22 protein-coding genes are annotated in these 20,694 nt (G+C 70.0%); 8 read left to right on the top strand and 14 right to left on the bottom strand.

Annotation, left to right across the window (positions count from 1 at the left end):
- Positions 1-12: 12 nt before the first annotated feature.
- The gene (locus ABT360_RS09495; RefSeq protein ID WP_351813254.1) at positions 13-534 is read right to left on the bottom strand and encodes a DUF3515 family protein; all 522 of its coding nucleotides are present in this window, start codon (positions 532-534) and stop codon (positions 13-15) included.
- 183 nt (positions 535-717) lie between these two features.
- Between ABT360_RS09495 and ABT360_RS09490 the strand changes: the two genes are divergently transcribed.
- Entirely contained in the window at positions 718-1,239 is a 522-nt protein-coding gene (locus ABT360_RS09490; protein ID WP_351813252.1) for an RICIN domain-containing protein, read from the top strand.
- A 109-nt stretch (positions 1,240-1,348) separates the two neighbouring features.
- On the opposite strand, the gene ABT360_RS09485 is transcribed toward ABT360_RS09490, so the two are convergent.
- The gene (locus ABT360_RS09485; protein ID WP_351813250.1) at positions 1,349-2,113 is read right to left on the bottom strand and encodes a hypothetical protein; all 765 of its coding nucleotides are present in this window, start codon (positions 2,111-2,113) and stop codon (positions 1,349-1,351) included.
- Between the two features lie 187 nt (positions 2,114-2,300).
- Here ABT360_RS09485 and ABT360_RS09480 point away from each other — a divergent pair, with 187 nt between their 5' ends.
- The 3 genes from ABT360_RS09480 to ABT360_RS09470 all read left to right on the top strand — a co-directional run bounded on the left by ABT360_RS09480 (position 2,301) and on the right by ABT360_RS09470 (position 4,649).
- Positions 2,301-2,648 (top strand): helix-turn-helix transcriptional regulator, encoded by a 348-nt coding sequence (locus tag ABT360_RS09480; protein WP_351813248.1) that lies wholly within the window; start codon positions 2,301-2,303, stop codon positions 2,646-2,648.
- A 250-nt stretch (positions 2,649-2,898) separates the two neighbouring features.
- Positions 2,899-3,159 (top strand): hypothetical protein, encoded by a 261-nt coding sequence (locus ABT360_RS09475; RefSeq protein WP_351813246.1) that lies wholly within the window; start codon positions 2,899-2,901, stop codon positions 3,157-3,159.
- A gap of 308 nt (positions 3,160-3,467) precedes the next feature.
- The gene (locus ABT360_RS09470) at positions 3,468-4,649 is read left to right on the top strand and encodes a hypothetical protein (RefSeq protein WP_351813244.1); all 1,182 of its coding nucleotides are present in this window, start codon (positions 3,468-3,470) and stop codon (positions 4,647-4,649) included.
- A 21-nt stretch (positions 4,650-4,670) separates the two neighbouring features.
- On the opposite strand, the gene ABT360_RS09465 is transcribed toward ABT360_RS09470, so the two are convergent.
- On the bottom strand, positions 4,671-5,630 hold the full coding sequence (locus tag ABT360_RS09465; RefSeq protein ID WP_351813243.1) for a LysR family transcriptional regulator: 960 nt from the start codon (positions 5,628-5,630) through the stop codon (positions 4,671-4,673).
- Positions 5,631-5,692: 62 nt separating this feature from the next.
- On the opposite strand from ABT360_RS09465, the gene ABT360_RS09460 reads away from it, so the two are divergent.
- Genes ABT360_RS09460 through ABT360_RS09450 form a run of 3 tightly spaced genes read left to right on the top strand, consistent with a single transcriptional unit; the run spans position 5,693 to position 8,747 of the window.
- Complete coding sequence (locus ABT360_RS09460; protein ID WP_351813241.1) at positions 5,693-6,982, top strand: MFS transporter; 1,290 nt, start codon at positions 5,693-5,695, stop codon at positions 6,980-6,982.
- Positions 6,983-7,014: 32 nt separating this feature from the next.
- The gene (locus ABT360_RS09455) at positions 7,015-7,710 is read left to right on the top strand and encodes a L,D-transpeptidase family protein (protein ID WP_444852204.1); all 696 of its coding nucleotides are present in this window, start codon (positions 7,015-7,017) and stop codon (positions 7,708-7,710) included.
- A gap of 41 nt (positions 7,711-7,751) precedes the next feature.
- Positions 7,752-8,747 (top strand): sigma-70 family RNA polymerase sigma factor, encoded by a 996-nt coding sequence (locus tag ABT360_RS09450; protein ID WP_444852203.1) that lies wholly within the window; start codon positions 7,752-7,754, stop codon positions 8,745-8,747.
- On the opposite strand, the gene ABT360_RS09445 is transcribed toward ABT360_RS09450, so the two are convergent.
- Entirely contained in the window at positions 8,680-9,036 is a 357-nt protein-coding gene (locus tag ABT360_RS09445) for an STAS domain-containing protein (RefSeq protein ID WP_351813237.1), read from the bottom strand. The genes ABT360_RS09450 and ABT360_RS09445 overlap by 68 nt on opposite strands.
- A gap of 56 nt (positions 9,037-9,092) precedes the next feature.
- Here ABT360_RS09445 and ABT360_RS09440 point away from each other — a divergent pair, with 56 nt between their 5' ends.
- Positions 9,093-9,380 (top strand): hypothetical protein, encoded by a 288-nt coding sequence (locus ABT360_RS09440; protein ID WP_444852202.1) that lies wholly within the window; start codon positions 9,093-9,095, stop codon positions 9,378-9,380.
- On the opposite strand, the gene ABT360_RS09435 is transcribed toward ABT360_RS09440, so the two are convergent.
- From ABT360_RS09435 to ABT360_RS09390, 10 genes are all read right to left on the bottom strand, one after another.
- Positions 9,346-9,936: a Uma2 family endonuclease gene (locus tag ABT360_RS09435; protein WP_351813234.1), complete on the bottom strand. Its 591-nt coding sequence runs from the start codon at positions 9,934-9,936 to the stop codon at positions 9,346-9,348. The two genes, ABT360_RS09440 and ABT360_RS09435, sit on opposite strands and share 35 nt — an antisense overlap.
- Before the next feature lie 89 nt (positions 9,937-10,025).
- Positions 10,026-11,303 (bottom strand): thymidine phosphorylase, encoded by a 1,278-nt coding sequence (locus ABT360_RS09430; protein ID WP_351813231.1) that lies wholly within the window; start codon positions 11,301-11,303, stop codon positions 10,026-10,028.
- A gap of 120 nt (positions 11,304-11,423) precedes the next feature.
- Positions 11,424-11,813 (bottom strand): cytidine deaminase, encoded by a 390-nt coding sequence (locus ABT360_RS09425; protein WP_351813228.1) that lies wholly within the window; start codon positions 11,811-11,813, stop codon positions 11,424-11,426.
- Positions 11,810-13,081, bottom strand: a complete 1,272-nt coding sequence (locus ABT360_RS09420; protein WP_351813226.1) for an ABC transporter permease — start codon at positions 13,079-13,081, stop codon at positions 11,810-11,812. The genes ABT360_RS09425 and ABT360_RS09420 overlap by 4 nt, the downstream gene beginning before the upstream one ends.
- Positions 13,078-14,187, bottom strand: a complete 1,110-nt coding sequence (locus tag ABT360_RS09415; protein WP_351813223.1) for an ABC transporter permease — start codon at positions 14,185-14,187, stop codon at positions 13,078-13,080. The genes ABT360_RS09420 and ABT360_RS09415 overlap by 4 nt, the downstream gene beginning before the upstream one ends.
- Positions 14,184-15,848 (bottom strand): ABC transporter ATP-binding protein, encoded by a 1,665-nt coding sequence (locus tag ABT360_RS09410; RefSeq protein ID WP_444852208.1) that lies wholly within the window; start codon positions 15,846-15,848, stop codon positions 14,184-14,186. The genes ABT360_RS09415 and ABT360_RS09410 overlap by 4 nt, the downstream gene beginning before the upstream one ends.
- A 126-nt stretch (positions 15,849-15,974) precedes the next feature.
- Positions 15,975-17,018, bottom strand: coding sequence for a BMP family lipoprotein (locus ABT360_RS09405; RefSeq protein WP_351813220.1), 1,044 nt, complete (start codon positions 17,016-17,018; stop codon positions 15,975-15,977).
- A gap of 257 nt (positions 17,019-17,275) precedes the next feature.
- Positions 17,276-18,496: an amidohydrolase gene (locus ABT360_RS09400; protein WP_351813374.1), complete on the bottom strand. Its 1,221-nt coding sequence runs from the start codon at positions 18,494-18,496 to the stop codon at positions 17,276-17,278.
- A gap of 216 nt (positions 18,497-18,712) precedes the next feature.
- Entirely contained in the window at positions 18,713-19,807 is a 1,095-nt protein-coding gene (locus tag ABT360_RS09395) for a hypothetical protein (RefSeq protein ID WP_351813217.1), read from the bottom strand.
- Positions 19,804-20,691: an N-acetylneuraminate synthase family protein gene (locus tag ABT360_RS09390; protein WP_351813215.1), complete on the bottom strand. Its 888-nt coding sequence runs from the start codon at positions 20,689-20,691 to the stop codon at positions 19,804-19,806. Before ABT360_RS09390 ends, ABT360_RS09395 begins: the two co-directional genes overlap by 4 nt.
- Positions 20,692-20,694 lie beyond the last annotated feature (3 nt).

The following is a 20,694-nucleotide window of genomic DNA, read 5'->3' as shown; positions in this document are numbered from 1 at the left end:
TCACCGCACGCCTCACTGGGCTGTGACGTCCTCGTACGGCGCCAAGCACTTCTCATCCTGCCGGATGGGCCCGACCACCCGGGACAGGCCAACCAGCACCGCATCGGGGCTGACCCCGTCGGAGAACGTCGCTTCGACGGCCGGGTCGCGCCCGTAGGTGATGATGAGCTTCCGTCCGCCGTCGGAGTGTCCTTCACGCCACACCCAATCCACGCCGTCGATGTTCGCGCACGGGTCGATGGTCGGCGCGGGTGGCTCGAGGCCGCAGCGCACTATCACCGCACCGTCCCCCCACACCGCCGCACCCGGGACGTCGGTGCGGGTGCGTTCGCGGCCCGCCATCTGCTCCGGGTAGCCCTTGGCGATCGTCGCGCACTCGGACGCGTGGGCCCGGGGAGCGGCTTCGAGGCCGAAGGTGGGCGAGGTCATCTCCCGGACGGTGAGAATGGAGACCACGCCGATACCGACGGCCGCCGTTGTCATGACGGTGACCCGGGCCTTCGTGAAAGGCCCCCCGATTCTTCTTCCTGGCATGCCAGGACCGTACGCGAATCCCCCAAGAGGCGGGTTACCAGGGCTGGTTCCACCGCATCACCCGACGGTGTTCTTCGGGGCAGTGCCCCAAAGGGCAGTGGCTGACGGGACGTCGCGGACCGTCAATGGCCGCGCCTATGTTCGTCTCCACGGTCATCCCGAAGGAAAGAGGGGGAATTTCCCATGCGCAAAGCAACCAAGGGTCTCGTGCTCGCGGGTGCGGCGACCGCGATGCTCGCCGGAACGGTCGCACCGGCGACCGCGGCGACTGCCGGTGCGGCGAAGGCCACGAGCCCGTACGCGAACGTCCGGCTGGAGAAGGTCTGGGGCAAGATCGGCATGTGCCTGTCCATGGACGGGTCGACGAAGAACAACGCCGTACTGAAGCTGCGGGGGTGCAGCAAGAATGACGCCTCCCAGCGGTGGACCCTGAGCGGCAGCAAGGGCGTCTACACCATCAAGAACCGGAAGTCCGGGAAGTGCCTGGGCGTCTCCAGCACGAAGAGCGGCACGCAGGTCACACAGCGGAGCTGCAACGCCAAGTCGTCCACGCAGCAGTGGACTCTCGGCGGAAGCAAGATCATCAGCAAGTGGGCGGGCAAGGTGATCACCGCCAACAATGACGCGTCCGGCACCAAGATAGTGATCAGCCAGTACGACAAGTCGACGGCGGGCCGCAAGAAGCAGGAGTGGGGCCTGTCGTAGGCCACCGCTGCCCCCGTCGGCAGCGCTCACGCCGAGGCCCCGCCACACCGTGTGTGGCGGGGCCTCCCCTCGTCGGCGGGGCTTCGCGCGGCCGAGGATTGTGTGCCGGTCAGCGGTTGGCCAGCTTGGCCTTCCAGGTGCCGGTGTGGCCGGCGACCTCCTGGACCTTGTCCACGCCCTTGCCGAAGGACTTCAGCCGGGGCGTGGCCTTCCAGGTGGTGGAGGCGGTGGCGACGCCGGTGTTGACCGCGCCGACCGTGCCCTTGTGGATGGTGATGGCGGCGTTGATGTTCTTGACGTCACTGGCGGCACGCGGGGTCCCGGTGACCTTGCCCTTGACGACGTCGTAGCGCAGGTTCACCGTCTCGCTGGTGACCGGGATGTTGAATATCGTTTCCGTCACGGTGAAGGAGATCTGCTGGGTGCTCTTGCCCTTGACGCTCTTGGCGGTGACCTCGGTGACGAACTTCACATCGGCGTTGTAGGGGTCGACGACTTTGAGCTGACGGTTGAAGTTGCCCTTGGTCTGGTTGATGAGGGCCTTGTAGATGTCCCGGTTCTGCAGGTACTTGACGAACCGGGCCTGCTTGCCCGCCGGCAGCTTGAGGAACGACTGGAGGGCCTTCTTGGCCTCGGGCGTCTTCTGGTGCTTGAGGTAGGTGGTGTAGCCGGCGACGGTGAGCTCGGCGGCGAGCTTCGCGTCGGCCCGGGCGGCCGCCTGGGTGGGGTGGACGGTGGCGGCCGCGGCGGACGCGGCCGGGGCCAGGACGGCGAGAGTGGCCGCGCCGGCGACAACCGTGATGGCGATGCGGCGCGTGGTGATGCGGCCGTGCATGAAGTTCTCCTTGCGGCTGTGGTGCTTGATGGTGCGCAACGAGCCTATGGAGAGGGCGAGTTGACCGATATTGTCTCTTGGGGCATTGCCCTTGAGGGACCATCCCGTGAGACGGCTCCACTTATGGCGTGCCGGTGTCAGCGGGGGCGGCTAAATTGTTCATGATCACCGCCGCACCCAGGGCACGGGGCTCTGCTGGGAACTGCGGGATCAGGAAGGACCAGCTATGACCGAGCGGTCCGACACGGCAGATACGTCTTGTGCTTACCGGCGTACCGGGGCTGACCCGGTACGGGGGATCGGGAGGCTGAAGAGGCTGACGGGCCGGGAGAGGGAAGTGCTTCTCCTCCTGGGCACAGGACTGGGCAACCGTGCCCTTGCGCGAGAGCTGGGCATCGCGGAGCGCACGGTAAAGGCGCACATCGCGCGGATCGTGGAGAAGCTGGAGCAGCAGACGCGGTTGCAGGCCGCGGTGCTGTCCGTGATCGCACACGAGGTGCTGTGCGTCGATTGCCACTGCGCATGCCGGCAGGACCCCTTGCGGCCGGCATTCCGGGGCCCGTCTGCCGCATGAATGACGGCCGCGTCCGACCGTCCCTGCCCCGGGCGCGGCCCCGCGGCGGAGTGGACCCGGCGGTATGTCCCGCCGGTGTCCGTCCTCTCCGGTCCGCACCCCCCACGCCCTGCGCGGGGGTCGTCTCACACGACCTCCTCAGGCGGCGTTCATATCCGGGGCATGCCTGGAAAAGTGCCATGATGAAGTGTCCAGGATGCCCTTATCCGCGCCTCGGACGAGGCCGAAGCCCAACAGCAAGGAACCTGACATGGCCACTGGAGCGACCGACAGCCCTGCGACCCTCTACGGGCCGGTCTCCATCGTTCTCGGCACCGTCGCACTGATCACCGCGGTGTTCTCCGGCTACCTCGGGATCGCGATCCCGCTCCTGGCCGGCAGTCTCGCCGTCACCTTCGCCGCCCTTGGTCTGGGCAGCAAGCTCAACCGAGGCCAGTGCGCCATCGGCCTGGCCACGGGGGCCCTCGGCGTGCTGTACCCGGTCTTCCTCGTCGCCGCCTTCAGCGCCTGACGCGTTTACCCCCGGGCACGGGGAGAACGCCCGACCCCGCCGCAGGCCGCCGCATGGAGCAAGGGGCCGCCGCGCAATGCGCGTGGCGGCCCCTTTTCCTGCCCGGCCGACTCCTTTCCGGCCGACTCCTTTCCCCTGTCCGGCCGACTCCTTTCCCTGCCCGGCCGGCCGGTCCGCGGCATGGCCCCACGAAAGGCCACTGCCCTTCGGGGCACTGCCCCAGGAGACACTTACGCCCCAAGATCCCTTCTTCCTATGGTCGTTGGCACCGCCTTGAGACGTTCAAGCAGGACGAAGGGAAATGAAGAATGCACCTTTCTCGTTTCGCCAGGGTGACGGCGCTTTCCATAGCTCCGCTCACGCTCGTCGCGGGGGGATTCCAGGCGTCCGCCTCCACCGAATCGCCCTCCGACCGCACCCCGCGCCCCAGCACTGCCGCGTTCTCCATGTCCGCGCTGTCCTCCAACGGACTGAAGGACGTGTCCGGCCTCAGCGCGAACAGTGCCGAAGGCAGGACCCTGCAGACGCAGGGGTTCGGCGTCATGCGAGCCGCTTCGGGTGAGACCGCGGTCGTCGACCGTTCCATGGCCCGTGAGGGGATCACCGCGGCCGCCGGCAAGGGCTTCGTGGAGCTGTCGTGGAAGGGCTACGCGAACGACGCCCGCTACGTGATCACCCGGGACGGCAAGGACGTGGCCACCCTGGCCGCGGGGGTGACGTCCTTCCGCGACACGACCGTGAAGCCGGGCGCCGAGCATCACTACCAGGTCGTTCCGCTGCTGCCGAAGAGCGGCGCCCCGGAGTCCCGGCTGTACGGCATGAAGGTGTCCGTCCCCGCGTCCGGATCACTGACGGGTCTGCGCAAGGCGGCGTCCGAGCGGGCCGAGAGAGCGGCCGTGGCCGCGACGTCCACGCTGACCTGGACCGGCTTCATCCCGGAGAAGAAGGTCGACGCTCCCACGGCGGGCTGTGACTACGGCAAGAACTTCCAGTTCGGCGGCGACGGGCACTCCGATTTCAACTGGAAGTCGAGCAAGTACCGCTTCGCCGTGCACGCGACCGTCACGTGGAAGTCCAAGAGCGTGGTGGGCAACAAGCACATCAACCCCACCACCGTGTACGTGAAGAAGACCGGCAAGTACGTCACCAAGAAGACCGCCAGCGCCGCGAACACCTACGCCAAGAAGCTGGGGTCCGGCAAGAACTACGTGGACGTACGGATGGTCGTGCACGCCACCAACCCCTTCTGCAAGGGCCTGGGCGGAGTCAAGGGTGCTGCTTCCGGAGCCTTCACCATGAACCTCACCCAGAGCGGGAACTACACCATCCGCTCCGGCAAGCACCGGATGTTCCCCAACCACCACATCTACATTTACGACGGCGGCAAGGTCACCAACGTCTACACACGCAAGTACGCCAACGTCGCCTGCCTGATCGGTTCGGTCGCCTGCCCCGAGGCCGACCTGACCGGCCGCTACGGCAAGTTCTGACCTCCCCGGCGGGGCTCGCCATCACCCCGGCTCGTTCAGGAGGCGGCCCCGGCGGGAGAGCAGGAACCGTTTGAAGGCGGCCACCGGGGGCGTGTCGGGGTGGCCGTCGAGCCAGGCGACGCCGATCTCGCGGGCCGCGCGCGGGGAGGTGACCGTGAGCTCGACGACCCCCGGGCGGGCGACGGCCGGGGGCGGCAGCAGTGCGACGCCGAGGCCCGCGGCGACCAGGCCGCGCAGCGTCTCGGCCTCCTCCCCCTCGAAGGCGATCCGGGGGTTGAAGCCCGCCTCGGCGCACAGCGCGTCGGTGATGCGGCGCAGCCCGTAGCCGGGCTCCAGGGTGACGAACGTTTCGTCGGCGGCCTCCGCGAGGCGGACGCGCTTGCGGGTGGCCAGCCGGTGGTCGTCCGGGACGACGAGCCGTAGCCGCTGCTCGTCCAGGCGGCGGGCCACCAGGTCGGGGGCGTCCGGGACCGGGGAGGTCAGGCACAGGTCCAGGTCGCCGGCGCGGAGGCGCTCGATCATGGCCTCGCCGTAGTTCTGGACGAGCGTGAAACGGACCTTGGGGTGGTCGACCCGGAAGGCGCGGATGAGCTCGGGGACGGTCTCCGAGCCCATCGTGTGCAGGAACCCGAAGGCGACCCGCCCCGCCGACGGGTCGGCGTCCGCCCGTACCGCGTCGGCCGAGCGCTCCACCTCCGCCAGCGCCCGCTCGGCGGAGGCCAGGAAGGTGCGGCCGGCCGGGGTGAGCGAGACCGTGCGGCCCTTGCGGGCGAACAGCGAGACGCCCAGGTCCTGTTCGAGCCGGACCATGGCCCTCGACAGGGTCGACTGCGGCACACCGAGATCGTGCGCGGCGCGCGTCACATGCTCGTGGCGGGCGACCGCCGCGAAGTACGCGAGCCGCGGCGCCAGCAGCAGCCCCATGTCTTCTTCGTTACTGTTCGGTGACAGCCACTCCCGTGAGCTGTGGTTATGCGCCATGGGAACGATTAAAGCCGTTCCGTGCATTGGACGCATCAAGCCCGGGTGCCTACGGTCGAGACATGCCTTCCGCCAGTACCAAGGCGGCCGCCACCGACGCGGTCGCCGACACTCGCCTTTCCCCCGGCCGCCCCGGTTACCGCCGGATGAGCTTCGCGCTCTTCGCCGCCGGAGTCGCCACCTTCGCCCTTCTCTACTCGACGCAGGCCCTGCTCCCGGCCGTTTCCGCCGACTTCGGCGTGAGCGCCTCGGCCGCCAGCTGGACCGTGTCCGCCGCGACCGGCGCGCTCGCCCTGTGCGTCCTGCCGCTGAGCGCCGTGTCCGAGCGGTTCGGCCGCCGCACCCTGATGACCGCCTCCCTCGTGGTGGCCGTCGTCGTCGGGCTGCTGGTGCCGTTCGCGCCGAGCCTGGAGTGGCTGGTGGCGCTGCGCGCCGTGCAGGGCGCCGCGCTCGCGGGAGTGCCCGCGTCGGCGATGGCGTACCTGGCGGAGGAGGTACGGCCCAAGGCGCTGGTCGCCGCGATCGGCCTGTTCGTGGCGGGCAACAGCATCGGCGGCATGAGCGGCCGGCTGGTCACGGGGTGGGTGGCCCAGCTGTGGGGCTGGCGCGCGGCGCTCGCCGCTGTCGGACTGATGGCCGTGGTGTGCCTGGTGGTGTTCCGGCTGATGATTCCCAGGGCGCGGCACTTCTCGCCCGGTTCGCCGAACCCGCGCGCGCTGGCCGCGGCCGTACGCACGCATCTGTCGGACCCGCTGCTGATGCGCCTGTACGCGATCGGCGCTCTGTTCATGACCGTCTTCGGCGCCGTCTACACGGTGATCGGCTACCGGCTCGTCGAGGCGCCGTTCTCGCTCCCGCAGGGCGTGATCGGCTCGATCTTCCTCGTCTACCTGGTCGGTACGGTGTCGTCGGCCGCGGCCGGCAAGCTGGTCGGCCGCATGGGGCGGCGCGGCGCGCTGTACCTGGCGGTGACCACGACGGCCGCGGGCCTGCTGCTGTCCCTGTCGGACACGCTCACGTCGGTGCTCCTCGGCCTGGTCCTGATCACGGCCGGATTCTTCGCCGGGCACGCGGTCGCCTCGTCGTCGGTGAGCCGCACGGCGAAGACGGGCCGCGCGCAGGCGTCGGCGCTGTACCAGTCGGCGTACTACGTGGGGAGCAGCGCGGGCGGCACGCTCGGCGCGGTCGCCTTCCACGCCGGCGGCTGGGCGGGCACGGTCCTGCTGGGGCTGGTCGCCGTCCTCGGAGTCGTCTCCCTGACCCTGTACGGGACGCACGCCGCGCGCGTACAGGACCGCAAGTCCCGCGAAACGTACAACCACACCGCTTCCCCGAGCGTCCTAAGGGCATAACTACCACTAGGGGCTCCAGGGGAGTGGTGTACGTGGGTGGGATACGCAGACGGGCCGGGGTCGTGCTCGGTCTCACGGGGCTGGTCGTGCCGTTGACGGTCGCGCTGGGGGCCGCACCGGCCCAGGCGGCGTCCTGTACGACGTCGACCGGGCCGTACCAGAAGCAGGTCGAGAAGTTCATGGGCCGGCCGGTGGACGGGAAGCAGTCGCCGGCCGACTGCCAGGCGATACAGACGTTCCAGCGCTGGCACGGGATCACGCCGACCATCGGGTACGCGGGTGAGATCACCTGGCGCACGATGAACACGATCCTCCAGCAGCGGGCCGCGGGGAAGAACCCCAACGCTGCGGGCACGTGCCCCACCAACAAGGGGCGCATCGCGTGCGTGGACCTGACGCGGCAGCTGAGCTGGATCCAGGACGGCGCCAGGCTCACCTACGGACCGGTGCCGGTGCGGACCGGCCGCGACGGCGACGAGACCCGTACCGGCGCGACGAAGATCTACCACCGCAACATCAACCACTGGTCGACGCTCTACAAGGTGCGGATGCCGTACGCGCAGTTCTTCGACGGCGGCCAGGCGTTCCACTCCGTCGGCAAGTCGATGTACAACCCGCCCGGTTCGCGCGGCTGCGTCAACATGCGCGAGGCGGACGCCAAGGCGTACTGGAACCTGCTGAGGAACGGCGACGACGTGTTCGTCCACGGGCGCAAGCCCGGAACGTGACCCGCGTTGTCAGTCCCCTCCTGTAGCTTCCGTCGTGAGGCATGGGAAGCGCGACAGGGGCGGACGCGATGACTGATGTGGCGAGCGATGTGGCCAGCCTGGAGCAGTACCGGACCGAGCTGACCGGGTACTGCTACCGCATGCTGGGGTCGGCCTTCGAGGCGGAGGACGCCGTCCAGGACACCATGGTCCGGGCGTGGCGGAGCTTCGAGAAGTTCGAGGGCCGGTCCTCGGTGCGTTCCTGGCTGTACCGGATCGCGACGAACGTGTGCCTGGACGCGCTGAACGCGGGCAACCGGCGGGCGCGTCCGATGGACCTGACGGCGCCGACACCGGTGGCGCAGGCGCAGTTGAACTCGCGCCCGGAGGTCACCTGGCTGGAGCCGGTGCCGGACGGGCGGGTGCTGCCGACGGTGGCCGACCCGGCGGAGGCGGCGGTGGCGAAGGAGACGGTGCGGCTCGCGTTCGTGGCGGCGCTCCAGCACCTGCCGCCGAAACAGCGGGCGGTGCTGATCCTGCGCGAGGTGCTCGCGTGGAAGGCGAGCGAGGTGGCGGAGCTGCTCGGTACCTCGGTCGCGTCGGTCAACAGCGCGTTGCAGCGGGCGCGGGCGACGCTCGCGGAGTCCGAGCCGGCGAAGACCGACACGGCCGACCCGCTCGACGAGGAGCAGAAGAAGCTCCTCGACCGGTACGTGGCGGCCTTCGAGGGGTACGACATGGCGGCCCTCACCGCACTGCTCCATGAGGACGCCACCCTGTCCATGCCGCCCTACGACCTGTGGCTCCAGGGGCACGACGACATCGTCGGCTGGATGCTGGGCGTCGGCGAGGTGTGCCGGGGCTCGCGGCTGGTGCCGGTGGTGGCCAACGGCACGCCCGCGTTCGCGCACTACCACCCCGACCCGGAGGGCGGCTTCAGCCCGTGGGCGCTCATGGTCATCGAGATCGCGGACGGCAAGGTCTCGGGCATCACGTCGTTCCTGGACGTGAAGCGCTGGTTCCCGCTGTTCGATCTCCCGGAGCGGCTGGAGGCGTAGGCGTAAGGAGCTGGTCGGCCAGCCCGACCAGCTCCAGCAGCGCCCGGAGGGCGGGCTGTGCGTTGCGCACGGTCATCCGGCGGTCCAGCCGCTGAGCGGTCAGGCGGAGCCGGCCCAGGGCCTCGACCGTGGCGAGGTTCGGCCGGGTGACGCCGCCGACGTCGCAGATGACGTCGCCGGGGTCGCCCCGCTCACCGAGCAGCGCGGTCAGCTCCTCGCAGAGGCGGGGTACGTCGGCGGGCTCGATGACGCCGGCGACGCTCAGGACGATCGGATCCTTGGTGTCCACAGAGAAGGAGACCCGCGCCGGGGGCGGAACTCATCGGCGGCCGTACGCTCCGGACCATGACTCGTGAGCCGGTCGAGCTGGTGATCTTCGACTGCGACGGCATCCTGGTGGACAGCGAGCGGACCTGTGTGCGCGTCGGCGCGGAGATCTTCGCCTATCTGGGCGTCTCGTTCACGCAGGCGGAGATCGTGGAGCTCTTCGTGGGCTCGTCGTCCGAGACGTACACGGCGATCGTGGCGGAACGGCTGGCGGGCGAGGGGGTGGTGGTCTTCGACGACATGCGGGAGCTGGCGGGGTTGGTGGGGGTCTTCAGCCGACCGGGAAGGCGCTGGTTTCCAGGGTGAGATCGAAGGGGGCGGGAAGGTGGATGTCCTCGCCGAACTTGACCGCGCTCAGGACGCGATAGACGTCGCCCTTGGGCTCACCGTAGAGGGTGACGGTCGGTCCGGCGGGAGCGAAGCGGTCGATGAGCAGATAGAGCGGGACCTTGGCCTCCGCGTAGGCGGCGGCTTTGTTCAACCGGTCGTAGCTCGCGTTGGAGAAGGACGTGATCTCCACGATCAGTTCGGCCGCCGTGAGGGGAGCGGACTCGCTCCCTTCCAGCTCGGCCACGGCGCTTTCCGGGATGACCACGAGATCCGGGACGTAGAGGCGCCCGCGCGAGGGGTGGGCCACTCCCAGCGTCTGGTAGACGCCCCAGTCATCAGGGACCACCGTGTACAGCCTGCGATGGACCTTCTCGGCGATGCGGTTAAGCGGTGCGGCGGGCGGTGGTGTCACGACAATGATCCCATCGATGATCTCCACCTTGCTGCCCTCGGGCCAGTCCGACTCCTCCCAGAAGCGGACAAGCTCGTCCCAGTGGCGACCCGGAGTCGGATCGGCGGGGAGTGCACTCATGGCGGTCTCCTTCTTCGGCTGTGACACCGACCCCAGCATGCCGAACGGGACCGACGGAGGTCCATCGGTCCCGTTCAGCCGTACGAGTGTCAGGCAATACGTTCCAGCACGACCGGGGTCGGCTCGTACGCCGTGCCCGCGGCGGCGACGTCGTAGGCGCCGTCCAGGGACTTCAGGGCGTAGTCGAACTTCTCCGGGGTGTCCGTGTGGAGGGTCAGCAGCGGCTGGCCCGCCGTGACGGTGTCGCCCGGCTTGGCGTGGAGCTCGATGCCCGCGCCCGCCTGGACCGGGTCCTCCTTGCGGGCGCGGCCCGCGCCGAGGCGCCAGGCGGCGACGCCGACGCCGTACGCGTCGAGGCGGGTGAGGACGCCCGAGGAGGGGGCGGTGACGACGTGCTGTTCGCGGGCGACCGGCAGGGCGGCGTCCGGGTCACCGCCCTGGGCGGCGATCATGCGGCGCCAGACGTCCATCGCGGAGCCGTCCGCGAGGGCCTTCGCCGGGTCGGCGTCCTTGATGCCGGCGGCGTCGAGCATCTCGCGGGCGAGTGCGATGGTGAGCTCCACGACGTCGGCGGGGCCGCCGCCCGCGAGGACCTCGACGGACTCGCGGACCTCCAGGGCGTTGCCCGCGGTCAGGCCGAGCGGGGTCGACATGTCGGTGAGCAGGGCGACCGTCTTCACCCCGTGGTCGGTGCCCAGGCCCACCATGGTGGAGGCCAGTTCGCGGGCGTCGGCGATGTTCTTCATGAACGCGCCGGAGCCGACCTTGACGTCCAGGACCAGCGAGCCGGTGCCCTCGGCGATCTTCTTCGACATGATGGACGACGCGATCAGCGGGATCGCCTCGACCGTGCCGGTGACGTCGCGCAGCGCGTACAGCTTCTTGTCGGCGGGGGCGAGGCCGTCGCCCGCCGCGCAGATCACCGCGCCCGTGGTGTCGAGGACGTGCAGCATCTCCTCGTTGGAGAGCAGCGCCCGCCAGCCGGGGATGGACTCCAGCTTGTCGAGCGTGCCGCCGGTGTGGCCGAGGCCGCGGCCGGACAGCTGCGGTACGGCGGCGCCGCACGCGGCGACCAGCGGGGCGAGCGGCAGGGTGATCTTGTCGCCCACGCCACCGGTGGAGTGCTTGTCGGCGGTGGGGCGGGACAGGGAGGAGAAGTCCATCCGCTCGCCGCTGGCGATCATCGCGGCGGTCCAGCGGGCGATCTCCGTACGGTTCATGCCGTTCAGCAGGATCGCCATGGCGAGCGCCGACATCTGCTCGTCGGCGACCTCACCGCGCGTGTAGGCGTCGATGACCCAGTCGATCTGCTCGGGGCTCAGCTCGCCCCGGTCCCGCTTGGTGCGGATGACGGAAATCGCGTCCATGGCCTAAAGGGTTCCTTCCAGCGGGGTGGGACAGTCCTGTGCGCGCGACTCTACGCGCATAGAGAAGAGGGGTGGAGAAGGACGACCCCTCCGCGGACAGCGCGGAAGGGTCGTCCCGTCTCAACCGAGGTGCTGCGGCCCGAACGCCTGCGGCAGCATCGCGGCGAGCGTCAGCACGCCCGCCGGCGTGTCCAGCAGCAGCTCGTCGCCGCCGAACTCGTACAGCAGCTGCCGGCAGCGGCCGCACGGCACCAGTACCTGGCCGCGGCCGTCCACGCACACGAAGTGCGTCAGCCGGCCGCCGCCGGTGGCCTGGAGCTGGGAGACCAGCCCGCACTCGGCGCACAGGCCGATGCCGTACGAGGCGTTCTCCACGTTGCACCCGGTGACCGTGCGCCCGTCATCGACCAGGGCCGCCGCGCCCACCGCGTAGCCCGAGTACGGGGCGTACGCGTGGGACATGGCCTCCCGGGCGGCTTCGCGCAGGGCCTCCCAGGCGTCGTCCGTCACTTGCCCTGGCCCCTCTTGTAGGGCATGCCGTCCGCCTTCGGCATACGCAGACGCTGCGCGGACAGCGCGAGCACCAGCAGCGTGGTGACGTACGGCGCGGCGTCCACGAACTGGCTGGGCAGCCGGTCGGTGCCCGCGTACCAGACGAACAGCAGGGCGGAGACGACGGCGGCCATGGCCGCGGCGACGTACTTCTTCTTGTACAGCTGCCAGATGACGAGCCCGACGAGCAGGATCGCCAGCAGCAGCAGCATGGCGTGGACGTTCTCGGCGCCGCCGCGCAGCTTGAGGCTGTCGGTGAAGCCGAACAGTCCGGCGCCCAGCGCCATGCCGCCCGGCATCCAGTTGCCGAAGATCATCGCGGCGAGACCGATGTAACCGCGGCCGCCGGTCTGGCCCTCCTGGTAGATGCCGGTGGAGACGATGGCGAGGAAGGCGCCGCCCAGGCCCGCGAGGGCGCCGGAGACGATCACGGCGATGTACTTGTACTTGTAGACGTTGACGCCGAGGGACTCGGCGGCGACCGGGTTCTCACCGCAGGAGCGCAGCCGCAGGCCGAAGCCGGTGCGCCACAGGACCCACCAGGTGCCGGGGATGAGCAGCAGCGCGACGACGGTCAGCAGCGACAGGTTGGTGACCAGGCCGCCGAGCACGCCCGCGAGGTCGGAGACGAAGAACCAGTGCTTGGCCTGGAGGTCGGCCAGCCCGTCCGACAACCCCGGGATGGTGATGTCGGTGACCCGGTCGATGCGCGGGGACTGCTTGGAGGAGCCGCCCGGGGCCTCGGCGAACGTGAAGTTCGACAGGTAGCGGGTGGCGCCGGTGGCGAGGATGGTGATGGCCACGCCGGAGACGATGTGGTTGACGTTGAAGGTGACCGTCATGACCGCGTGCAGCAGGCCGCCGAGCGCGCCGCCGACGATGCCCAGCAGGACGCCGGTCCACGGGCCCCACTGGTAGCCCGCCCAGGCACCGAACCAGGTGCCCATGATCATCATGCCTTCGAGGCCGATGTTGACCACGCCGGCCCGCTCGGACCACAGGCCGCCGAGACCCGCGAGGCCGATGGGGACGGCCAGCTGGAGGGCGCCGGAGACCTGGCCCACGGAGGTGAGGTCGTCGGCGCCGCTGATCACACGGACCAGCGAGAACAGTGCCAGGCCGCCGGCGATGATCAGCAGCACGACGGGCAGGGACAGCCGGCGGCGTCCGCCGCCCTTCTTGGGCGCCGCGGCAGCGGCCGTAACGGTGCTCGTGGACTCGCTCATGCCGCCACTTCCTCCTTGTTCTTGCGGGCCTGGGCGGCAAGCTCCTCGCCGACCTTCTGCTGCTGACGGCGCAGCCCGTACTGCCGGACGAGCTCGTACGCCACGACGACGGAGATCACGATCAGGCCCTGCATGATCGTGGCGATCTCCTTCTCGAAGCCGTACTGGTCCAGCGACGCGGACGCCTTGTCCAGGAAGGCGATGAGCAGCGCGGCGAAGAAGATGCCGACCGGGCTGTTGCGGCCGAGCAGGGCGATGGTGATGCCCGTGAAGCCCACGCCGACGGGGAAGCTCAGGCTGTACGTGTGGGTCTGGCCGAGCAGCATCGGCATACCGGCGAGGCCGGCGACCGCGCCCGAGATCAGCATGGCGGTGAGCACCATCTTCTTGGCGTCCACACCGCTCGCCTGGGCGGCGGAGCCGCTGGCGCCGGTGGCGCGCAGGTCGAAGCCGAAGCGGGTGCGGTTGAGGACGAACCAGTAGACGACGCCGAGCGCGAAGGCGACGAAGGTGAAGCCGTAGATGGTGCCGCCGTCCACGTCCAGGCCGGGCATCCAGCCGGACTCGGCGATCTCACCGGTGGTGAGGTCGTTGGAGCCGGGCGGCTGCACACCGAGGTTGGCGGGCAGGATCATCCAGGCGATCAGGCTGGTGGCGATGGCGTTCAGCATGATCGTGGAGACGACCTCGCTGACGCCGCGGGTGGTCTTCAGGACGCCCGCGATACCGGCCCACAGGGCGCCGACGAGCATCGCGACGAGGACGATCAGCAGGATGTGGAGCGGGCCGGGCAGCTCGACGGCGGCGCCGACGACCGCGGCGAGCATCACCGCGAGGCGGTACTGGCCGTCCACACCGATGTTGAACAGGTTCATCCGGAAGCCGATGGCGACCGCCAGCGCGGCGAGGTAGTACGTGCCGGTCTGGTTGAGGATGAGGACCTGGATGTCGGTGAACTCCAGGCTCTGGAACATGATCCGGTACGGCTCGAACGGGTCACGGTCCGAGACCAGCAGCACCACGGAGGTGAGCAGGAAGGCCACGACCAGGGCGAGCACCGGGCCGGCGAGGCCCAGGATCAGCCGGTCCTTGTCGAACTTCTTCATCGGCCCTCACCGTTCGCGTTCTCGTCGTGGTGCTCGAGGTGGCCGGTCGCGGCGCCGGTCATGGCCGAGCCCAGCTCCTCCGGGGTGATCGTGGCGGGGTCCGCGTCCGCGACCAGGCGGCCGCGGTACATCACCCGCAGGGTGTCGGAGAGCCCGATGAGCTCGTCCAGGTCGGCGGAGATCAGCAGCACCGCCAGGCCCTCGCGGCGGGCCTCGCGGATCTGGTCCCAGATCTGCGCCTGTGCGCCGACGTCCACACCGCGGGTGGGGTGGGCGGCGATCAGCAGCTTGGGGGCGTGGCTCATCTCGCGACCGACGATCAGCTTCTGCTGGTTGCCGCCGGAAAGGGAGGCCGCGGTGACCTCGATGCCCGGGGTGCGGACGTCGTACTCGCGCACGATCCGCTCGGTGTCCTTGCGGGCGGCCTTGAGGTCGAGGATGCCGCGCTTGCTGTTGGGGGCCTCGGTGACGTGCCCGAGGATGCGGTTCTCCCACAGCGGGGACTCCAGCAGCAGGCCGTGGCGGTGGCGGTCCTCGGGGATGTAGCCGATACCGCCCTCGCGGCGCTTGCGGGTCGGCGCGTGGGAGATGTCGGCGCCGTCGAGGGTGATGACACCGCCGTCGAGGGCACGCAGGCCGATCAGTGCCTCGATGAGCTCGGTCTGGCCGTTGCCCTCGACGCCGGCGATGCCCATGACCTCGCCCTTGTGGATGGTGAAGCCGATGCCCGCCAGGACCTCGCGGACGATGCCGTCCGGGTCGGTCTCGGTGAGGCGCAGGTCCTCGACCGTGAGCATGGGGACGTCCGTGACCGTCGACTCCCGCGTCTCGGGCGACGGCAGCTCGGCGCCGACCATCAGCTCGGCGAGCTGCTTGGTGGTGGCGGTGCGCGGGTCGGCGGTGCCGACGGTCGTACCGCGGCGGATGACGGTGATGTCGTCGGCGACGGACAGCACCTCGCCCAGCTTGTGCGAGATGAAGATGACCGTCAGGCCCTCGGCCTTGAGCTCGCGCAGGTTGGCGAAGAGCGCGTCGACCTCCTGCGGGACGAGCACGGCGGTCGGCTCGTCCAGGATGAGGGTGCGGGCGCCGCGGTAGAGGACCTTGAGGATCTCCACGCGCTGGCGGTCGGCGACACCGAGCTGCTCGACCAGGACGTCCGGGCGGATGTTCAGCCCGTACGCGTCCGAGATCTCCATGATCTTCTTGCGGGCCTTGGCACCGATGCCGTACAGCTTCTCGCTGCCGAGGACGACGTTCTCCAGCACCGTGAGGTTGTCGGCCAGCATGAAGTGCTGGTGGACCATGCCGATGCCGATCGCGATGGCGTCGGCGGGGCTGGAGAAGGAGACCTGCTTGCCGTCGATGGTGATGGTGCCCTCGTCCGGCTTCTGCATGCCGTAGAGGATCTTCATCAGGGTCGACTTGCCGGCCCCGTTCTCACCGATGAGGGCGTGGACGGTCCCCTTGCGGATGGTGATGTCGATGTCGTGGTTGGCGACGACGCCGGGGAAGCGCTTGGTGATGCCGCGCAGTTCTACGGCGGCGGCGGCCGATGCAGCCGGCGGCGATGACGGGCTGGACGCGTTGATGACGCACTCTCCTTGGCGGGAAAGGAGCTTTGAGGAGCGGGAGGGCGGGTGGGCAGGTGCCGAAGTTATCGCGCCGGGCGGGGCTCTACGCGCGTAGCGACAGCGAAGGGAAAACCGGAGCGAACATGGTCCGGGTCCGGAGGGGCGGCCTCTCGCCGCCTCTCCGGACCCGCGGACCCACGTCCGGCCGCGCGGTTACGGAGCGGTCTTGACCTTGATCTTGCCGGCGGAGATGTCGGCCTTGGCCTTGTCCACGGCCGCGATGACATCGGTCATCTTGGTGAAGGCCGGGTTGGAACGGGCCAGGCCCACGCCGTCCTTGTCGAGGCCGTAACGGACCTCACCGGACTGCGGCTTGCCGTCCTTGACCGACTTGATCAGGTTGTAGACGGAGTCGGAGACGTCCTTGGTCACCGAGGTGAGGATGTACTCCTTGTAGGGAGCCAGGCCCTTCTGGTTGTACTGGTCCGAGTCGACGCCGATGGCCCACTTCTTGGCCTTGGCGGCGGCCTCGATCGAGCCCGAGCCGGCGAGACCGGCGGCGGCGTAGATGACGTCGGCGCCCGCGTCCAGCTGGCCCTCCGCGGCGGCCTTGCCCAGGTCCGGCTTGGAGAAGCCACCGAAGTCCGGCGGCTGCGTCAGGTACTGGACCTTGACGTTGACGGCCTTGTTGGTGTCCTTGACGCCCTGGACGAAGCCCGCCTCGAACTTCTTGATCAGCGGGGTCTCGACACCGCCGATGAAGCCGACGGTCTTGGACTTGGTCACCTTGGCGGCGGCGACACCGGCCAGATAGGAGCCCTGCTCCTCGTTGAAGACCAGGTTGGCGATGTTCTTGCCGGTCTTCGAGGTGTCGTCGATCAGGCCGAAGGTGGTCTTCGGGAACTTGGGCGCGACCTCGGCGATGGCGGGCGCGTAGGCGAAACCGACACCGATGACCGGGTTGTTGCCGGCGCGGGCCAGCTCGGTGAGGCGCTGGACCTTGTCCGGGTCGCCCTCGCCCTCGCTCGGCTCGGCTTCGGTGCCCTTGATGTCGAGGTCCTTCTCGGCCTTCTCGAGGCCGGCGAACGCCGCATCGTTGAACGACTGGTCGCCGCGGCCACCGATGTCGTACGCGATGGCTGCCTTGGCTTCGCCGTCGGAAGCACTGTCCGACGACTTTCCGCCACATGCGGTGGCGCTGAGTGCGAGTGCCGCGGACGCGACGCCCACGGTTGCGATCCTGGTGATCCGGCGCAAGGGAGGCTCCTTCGACCTGACCTAAGCGCCTCTTCTCGGCGCTGGTTTCGCGGCGATCGTAACGCGCGTAGATGTCAGGTAAAGGCCTGTTCGGTAGCCGTTACCAGATCGACGCGAACAGCGGATGGCCTGGGCGGTACCGCCACCAGGCGTAGTGGAGCACTGCCGGTTGGTGACCGGAAATGGGCGGTCGGCCCACTGCGTGACGAGGCCGTGTGAGCCGCCCTGTCACGCGGTGGGCCGGGGTCCGCCGGGGGTCAGAGGCCGCCGTCGATCAGGGCGGCGGCGGTGAAGAGTTCGACGCCGACCTCGATGGCCCGTTCGTCGATGTCGAAGTTGCCCCGGTGGAGGTCGAGCCGGGCCGTATCACCCGGGCGGCGGACGCCCAGCCGGGCCATCGCACCGGGCACGTGCTCCATGTACCAGGAGAAGTCCTCGCCGCCCAGGCTCTGCTCGGTGTCCTCGATCGCGTACGCGCCGCAGCGCGCCTCCATCGCGTCGTGCAGCAGCTGCGCGACGGACGCGTCGTTGACGACCGGCGGGACGCCCCGCACGTACTCGATCTGGCACTTGGCGCCGTGCAGCGTCGCCACCTCGTCGATCGCCGCGTACACCTGGTCCGGGGCGTGCCGCCAGGCCTCCAGATCCAGGCAGCGGACCGTGCCGCCCAGCTCGGCGCGCTGCGGGATGACGTTGGGCGCGTGGCCCGCCTCGATGCGGCCCCACGTCAGGACCAGCCCGGCACGGGTGTCGATCCGGCGGGACAGCAGGGCGGGCGCGTCGACGGCGACCCGGGCCGCGGCGGTGACCATGTCGGTCGTCAGGTGCGGGCGGGCGGTGTGGCCGCCGGGGCCGTCGAGGGTGACCTCCAGGCGGTCGCAGGCGGAGGTGATCGCCCCGGTGCGCAGCCCGATGCGGCCCACGTCGACGCGCGGGTCGCAGTGCACGGCGATGATCCGGCCGACGCCGTCCAGCACGCCGGCGTCGATGGCGGTGATCGCGCCGCCCGGCATGACTTCCTCGGCGGGCTGGAAGATCAGGCGCACGGCGCACGGCAGGAGGCCCTCGCGGGCCAGGTCGGCCAGCACCAGGCCGGCCCCGAGGACGACGGTGGTGTGCACGTCATGGCCACAGGCGTGGGCCCGGTCGGGCACGGTGGAGCGGTACGGGACCTCCGTCTTGGTGTCCGGGATGGGCAGCGCGTCGATGTCGGCGCGGATCGCCAGCATGGGGCGTACGCCGTCCCACGTACCGATGTCGCACGTCAGCCCCGTGCCGCCGGGGAGGACCCGGGGGGTGAGCCCCGCCGCTTCGAGGCGCGTCTTGATCGCCGCGGTGGTGCGGAACTCCTGGAAGCCCAGCTCGGGGTGCATGTGCACATCCCGGCGGAACGCGATCAACTCGGCGCGCAGGCTCTCTGGCAGCGCGCCGAGGAGGGGCGTATCGCCGGGAACGTCTGTTTCGGGGTCGCGGGACATCACCTTGTTCACCCATGAAAGGGTAGGCGCGTTTCGCCCTCAACTAACGTGTGATCTACAAAACTTCAGCCCGATAGGGGAAAGAAACCCTGGACGGCGGGCTTGAGCGCCAGATGAAGTGGGTAAGCTCACGCGTTTTCGGGCTTGTGTCGATCTTTCTCGGTCGGTTTCCGGTCAGGTGTTCGCGTTCGTGATCCACTCCCGTGGGGCGGGCGTCTACGCACCCGTGAGCGACAGGCCGTGCACCGAGCGTGCCGACTCCGCCACTCCCGCGAGGAACCCCTGCGCGCGGGGCGAGGCGCTCTCGCGCAGCCACTCCGGCGCTATCCCGCACACGGTGATCGTGACGCCGGTGCCCCCCAGCGCCGCCGGGAGGGTGTGCACCACCGTGGAGGGGAAGCTCAGCACCGTACGGCCGATCGGGCCGCGCCGGGCGATCAGCTCCAGCGGCAGGTCCGGTCGGACCACCTCCAGGCCGGTCTCCACGGCTATCCGGTGCAGCTTCTCCACGCTCTCGCGGCGGTGCGCGAAGTAGCGGGTGGCGCCGTGGGCGGCGGCCAGCGCGGCGACGGCGCCGACGTACCGGTCGGGGTCCACCACACCCGTCTCCACCAGCGAGGTGCCCACCAGGTCCGCGCCCCGGGTCAGCCGGGGCGGGCCGAACCGGGCACGGGTCCACGCGAAGCCGTTGGCGGTGACCGTGGTGCCGGGCGGCGCCTCGACCGGCAGGGCGGTGAAGATCTCGACCGTACGGCCCCGCGCCGGGGCGAGCCGGCGGCGGGCGAGGGCGGTGACCGGGGCGAGGGCAAGTTCGCGCGGGCCCCGGACGCCGCGCCGGTGCCAGCGCACCAGCCGTTCACCCCGCGCGAGCTGGGCGGCGAACTCCATGGTGGCCGTGCCGTCGTCGACGACCGTGAGGGCGCGCGGCCCGAAGAGCGTCAGCAGGAGCTGTACGTAACGGGAGAACGGGTCGCCGATGATCACCCGCTCGGCGCGCAGCAGGGACGGCGTCAGGTCCCGCAGCGCCCGCAGCAGCGCGCCACGGCCGCCGCGGGCCTCCTGCCAGCGGACCGTGAACCCCTCGTCGCGCGCCAGCCGGGCCATGCGGCGCAGCTGGCCGCGCGACATCGGGTCGGTGGGTGACAGGACGGTGACGACGAGGTCCGGCCGGCCGGCGTGGTGGGCCCACTCCAGGACGTTCAGGAGCTGCACCGGGCTTTCGACGAAGGCCAGGTGGGACGGCGTGGTCCGGGGCGACGTGGTGGGGGACGAGGTGGTGGGGGACGACGTGGGCCGGGGCGCGGGCGTCATACCGTGGCCGGGACGCGGCGGAGCTTCTTCATGGGGGCGAGCTCCGAATCGTACACCTTCTTGACGCCGTCGCCGAGCGCGGTCTCGATGGTGCGGATGTCGCGCACGAGGCGGGTGAGGCCGCCCGGTTCGACGGAGGCGGCCTGGTCGGAGCCCCACATGGCGCGGTCGAGGGTGATGTGGCGCTCGACGAAGCAGGCGCCGAGCGCGACGGCGGCGAGCGTGGTCTGCAGCCCGGTCTCGTGGCCGCTGTAGCCGATGGGGATGTTGGGGTAGTCCCGCATCAGGGACTGGATGACGCGCAGGTTCAGCTCCTCGGCCCTGGCCGGGTAGGTGGACGTGGCATGGCACAGCAGGATGTTGTCGCTGCCGAGGACCTCCACGGCGTGGCGGATCTGCCTGGGGGTCGACATGCCGGTGGAGAGGATCACCGTGCGGCCGGTGGCGCGGAGCGTGCGCAGCAGTTCGTCGTCGGTGAGGGAGGCGGAGGCGACCTTGTGGGCGGGGAGGTCGAACTTCTCCAGGAACGCCACGGCCTCGGTGTCCCACGGGGAGGCGAACCAGTCGATGCCGCGCTCGCGGCAGTGCTCGTCGATGGCGCGGTACTCGTCCTCGCCGAACTCCACGCGGTGGCGGTAGTCGATGTACGTCATCCGGCCCCAGGGCGTGTCGCGCTCGATGTCCCACTGGTCGCGGGGGGTGCAGATCTCGGGGGTGCGCTTCTGGAACTTCACGGCGTCGCAGCCCGCGTCGGCGGCGGCGTCGACGAGGGCGATGGCCTTGTCGAGGTCGCCGTTGTGGTTGATGCCTATCTCGCCGGTGATGTAGACGGGCTCGCCGGGGCCTGCGGTCTTGCGGCCGAGGGTGCGGAGGCGGGGGTTCATGGT

This window comes from Streptomyces sp. NPDC000229 (assembly GCF_040300825.1).
Classification (GTDB): Bacteria; Actinomycetota; Actinomycetes; order Streptomycetales; family Streptomycetaceae; genus Streptomyces.
The sequence above is the reverse complement of the archived record's forward strand: the minus strand, read 5'-3'. Positions and strand labels throughout refer to the sequence as shown.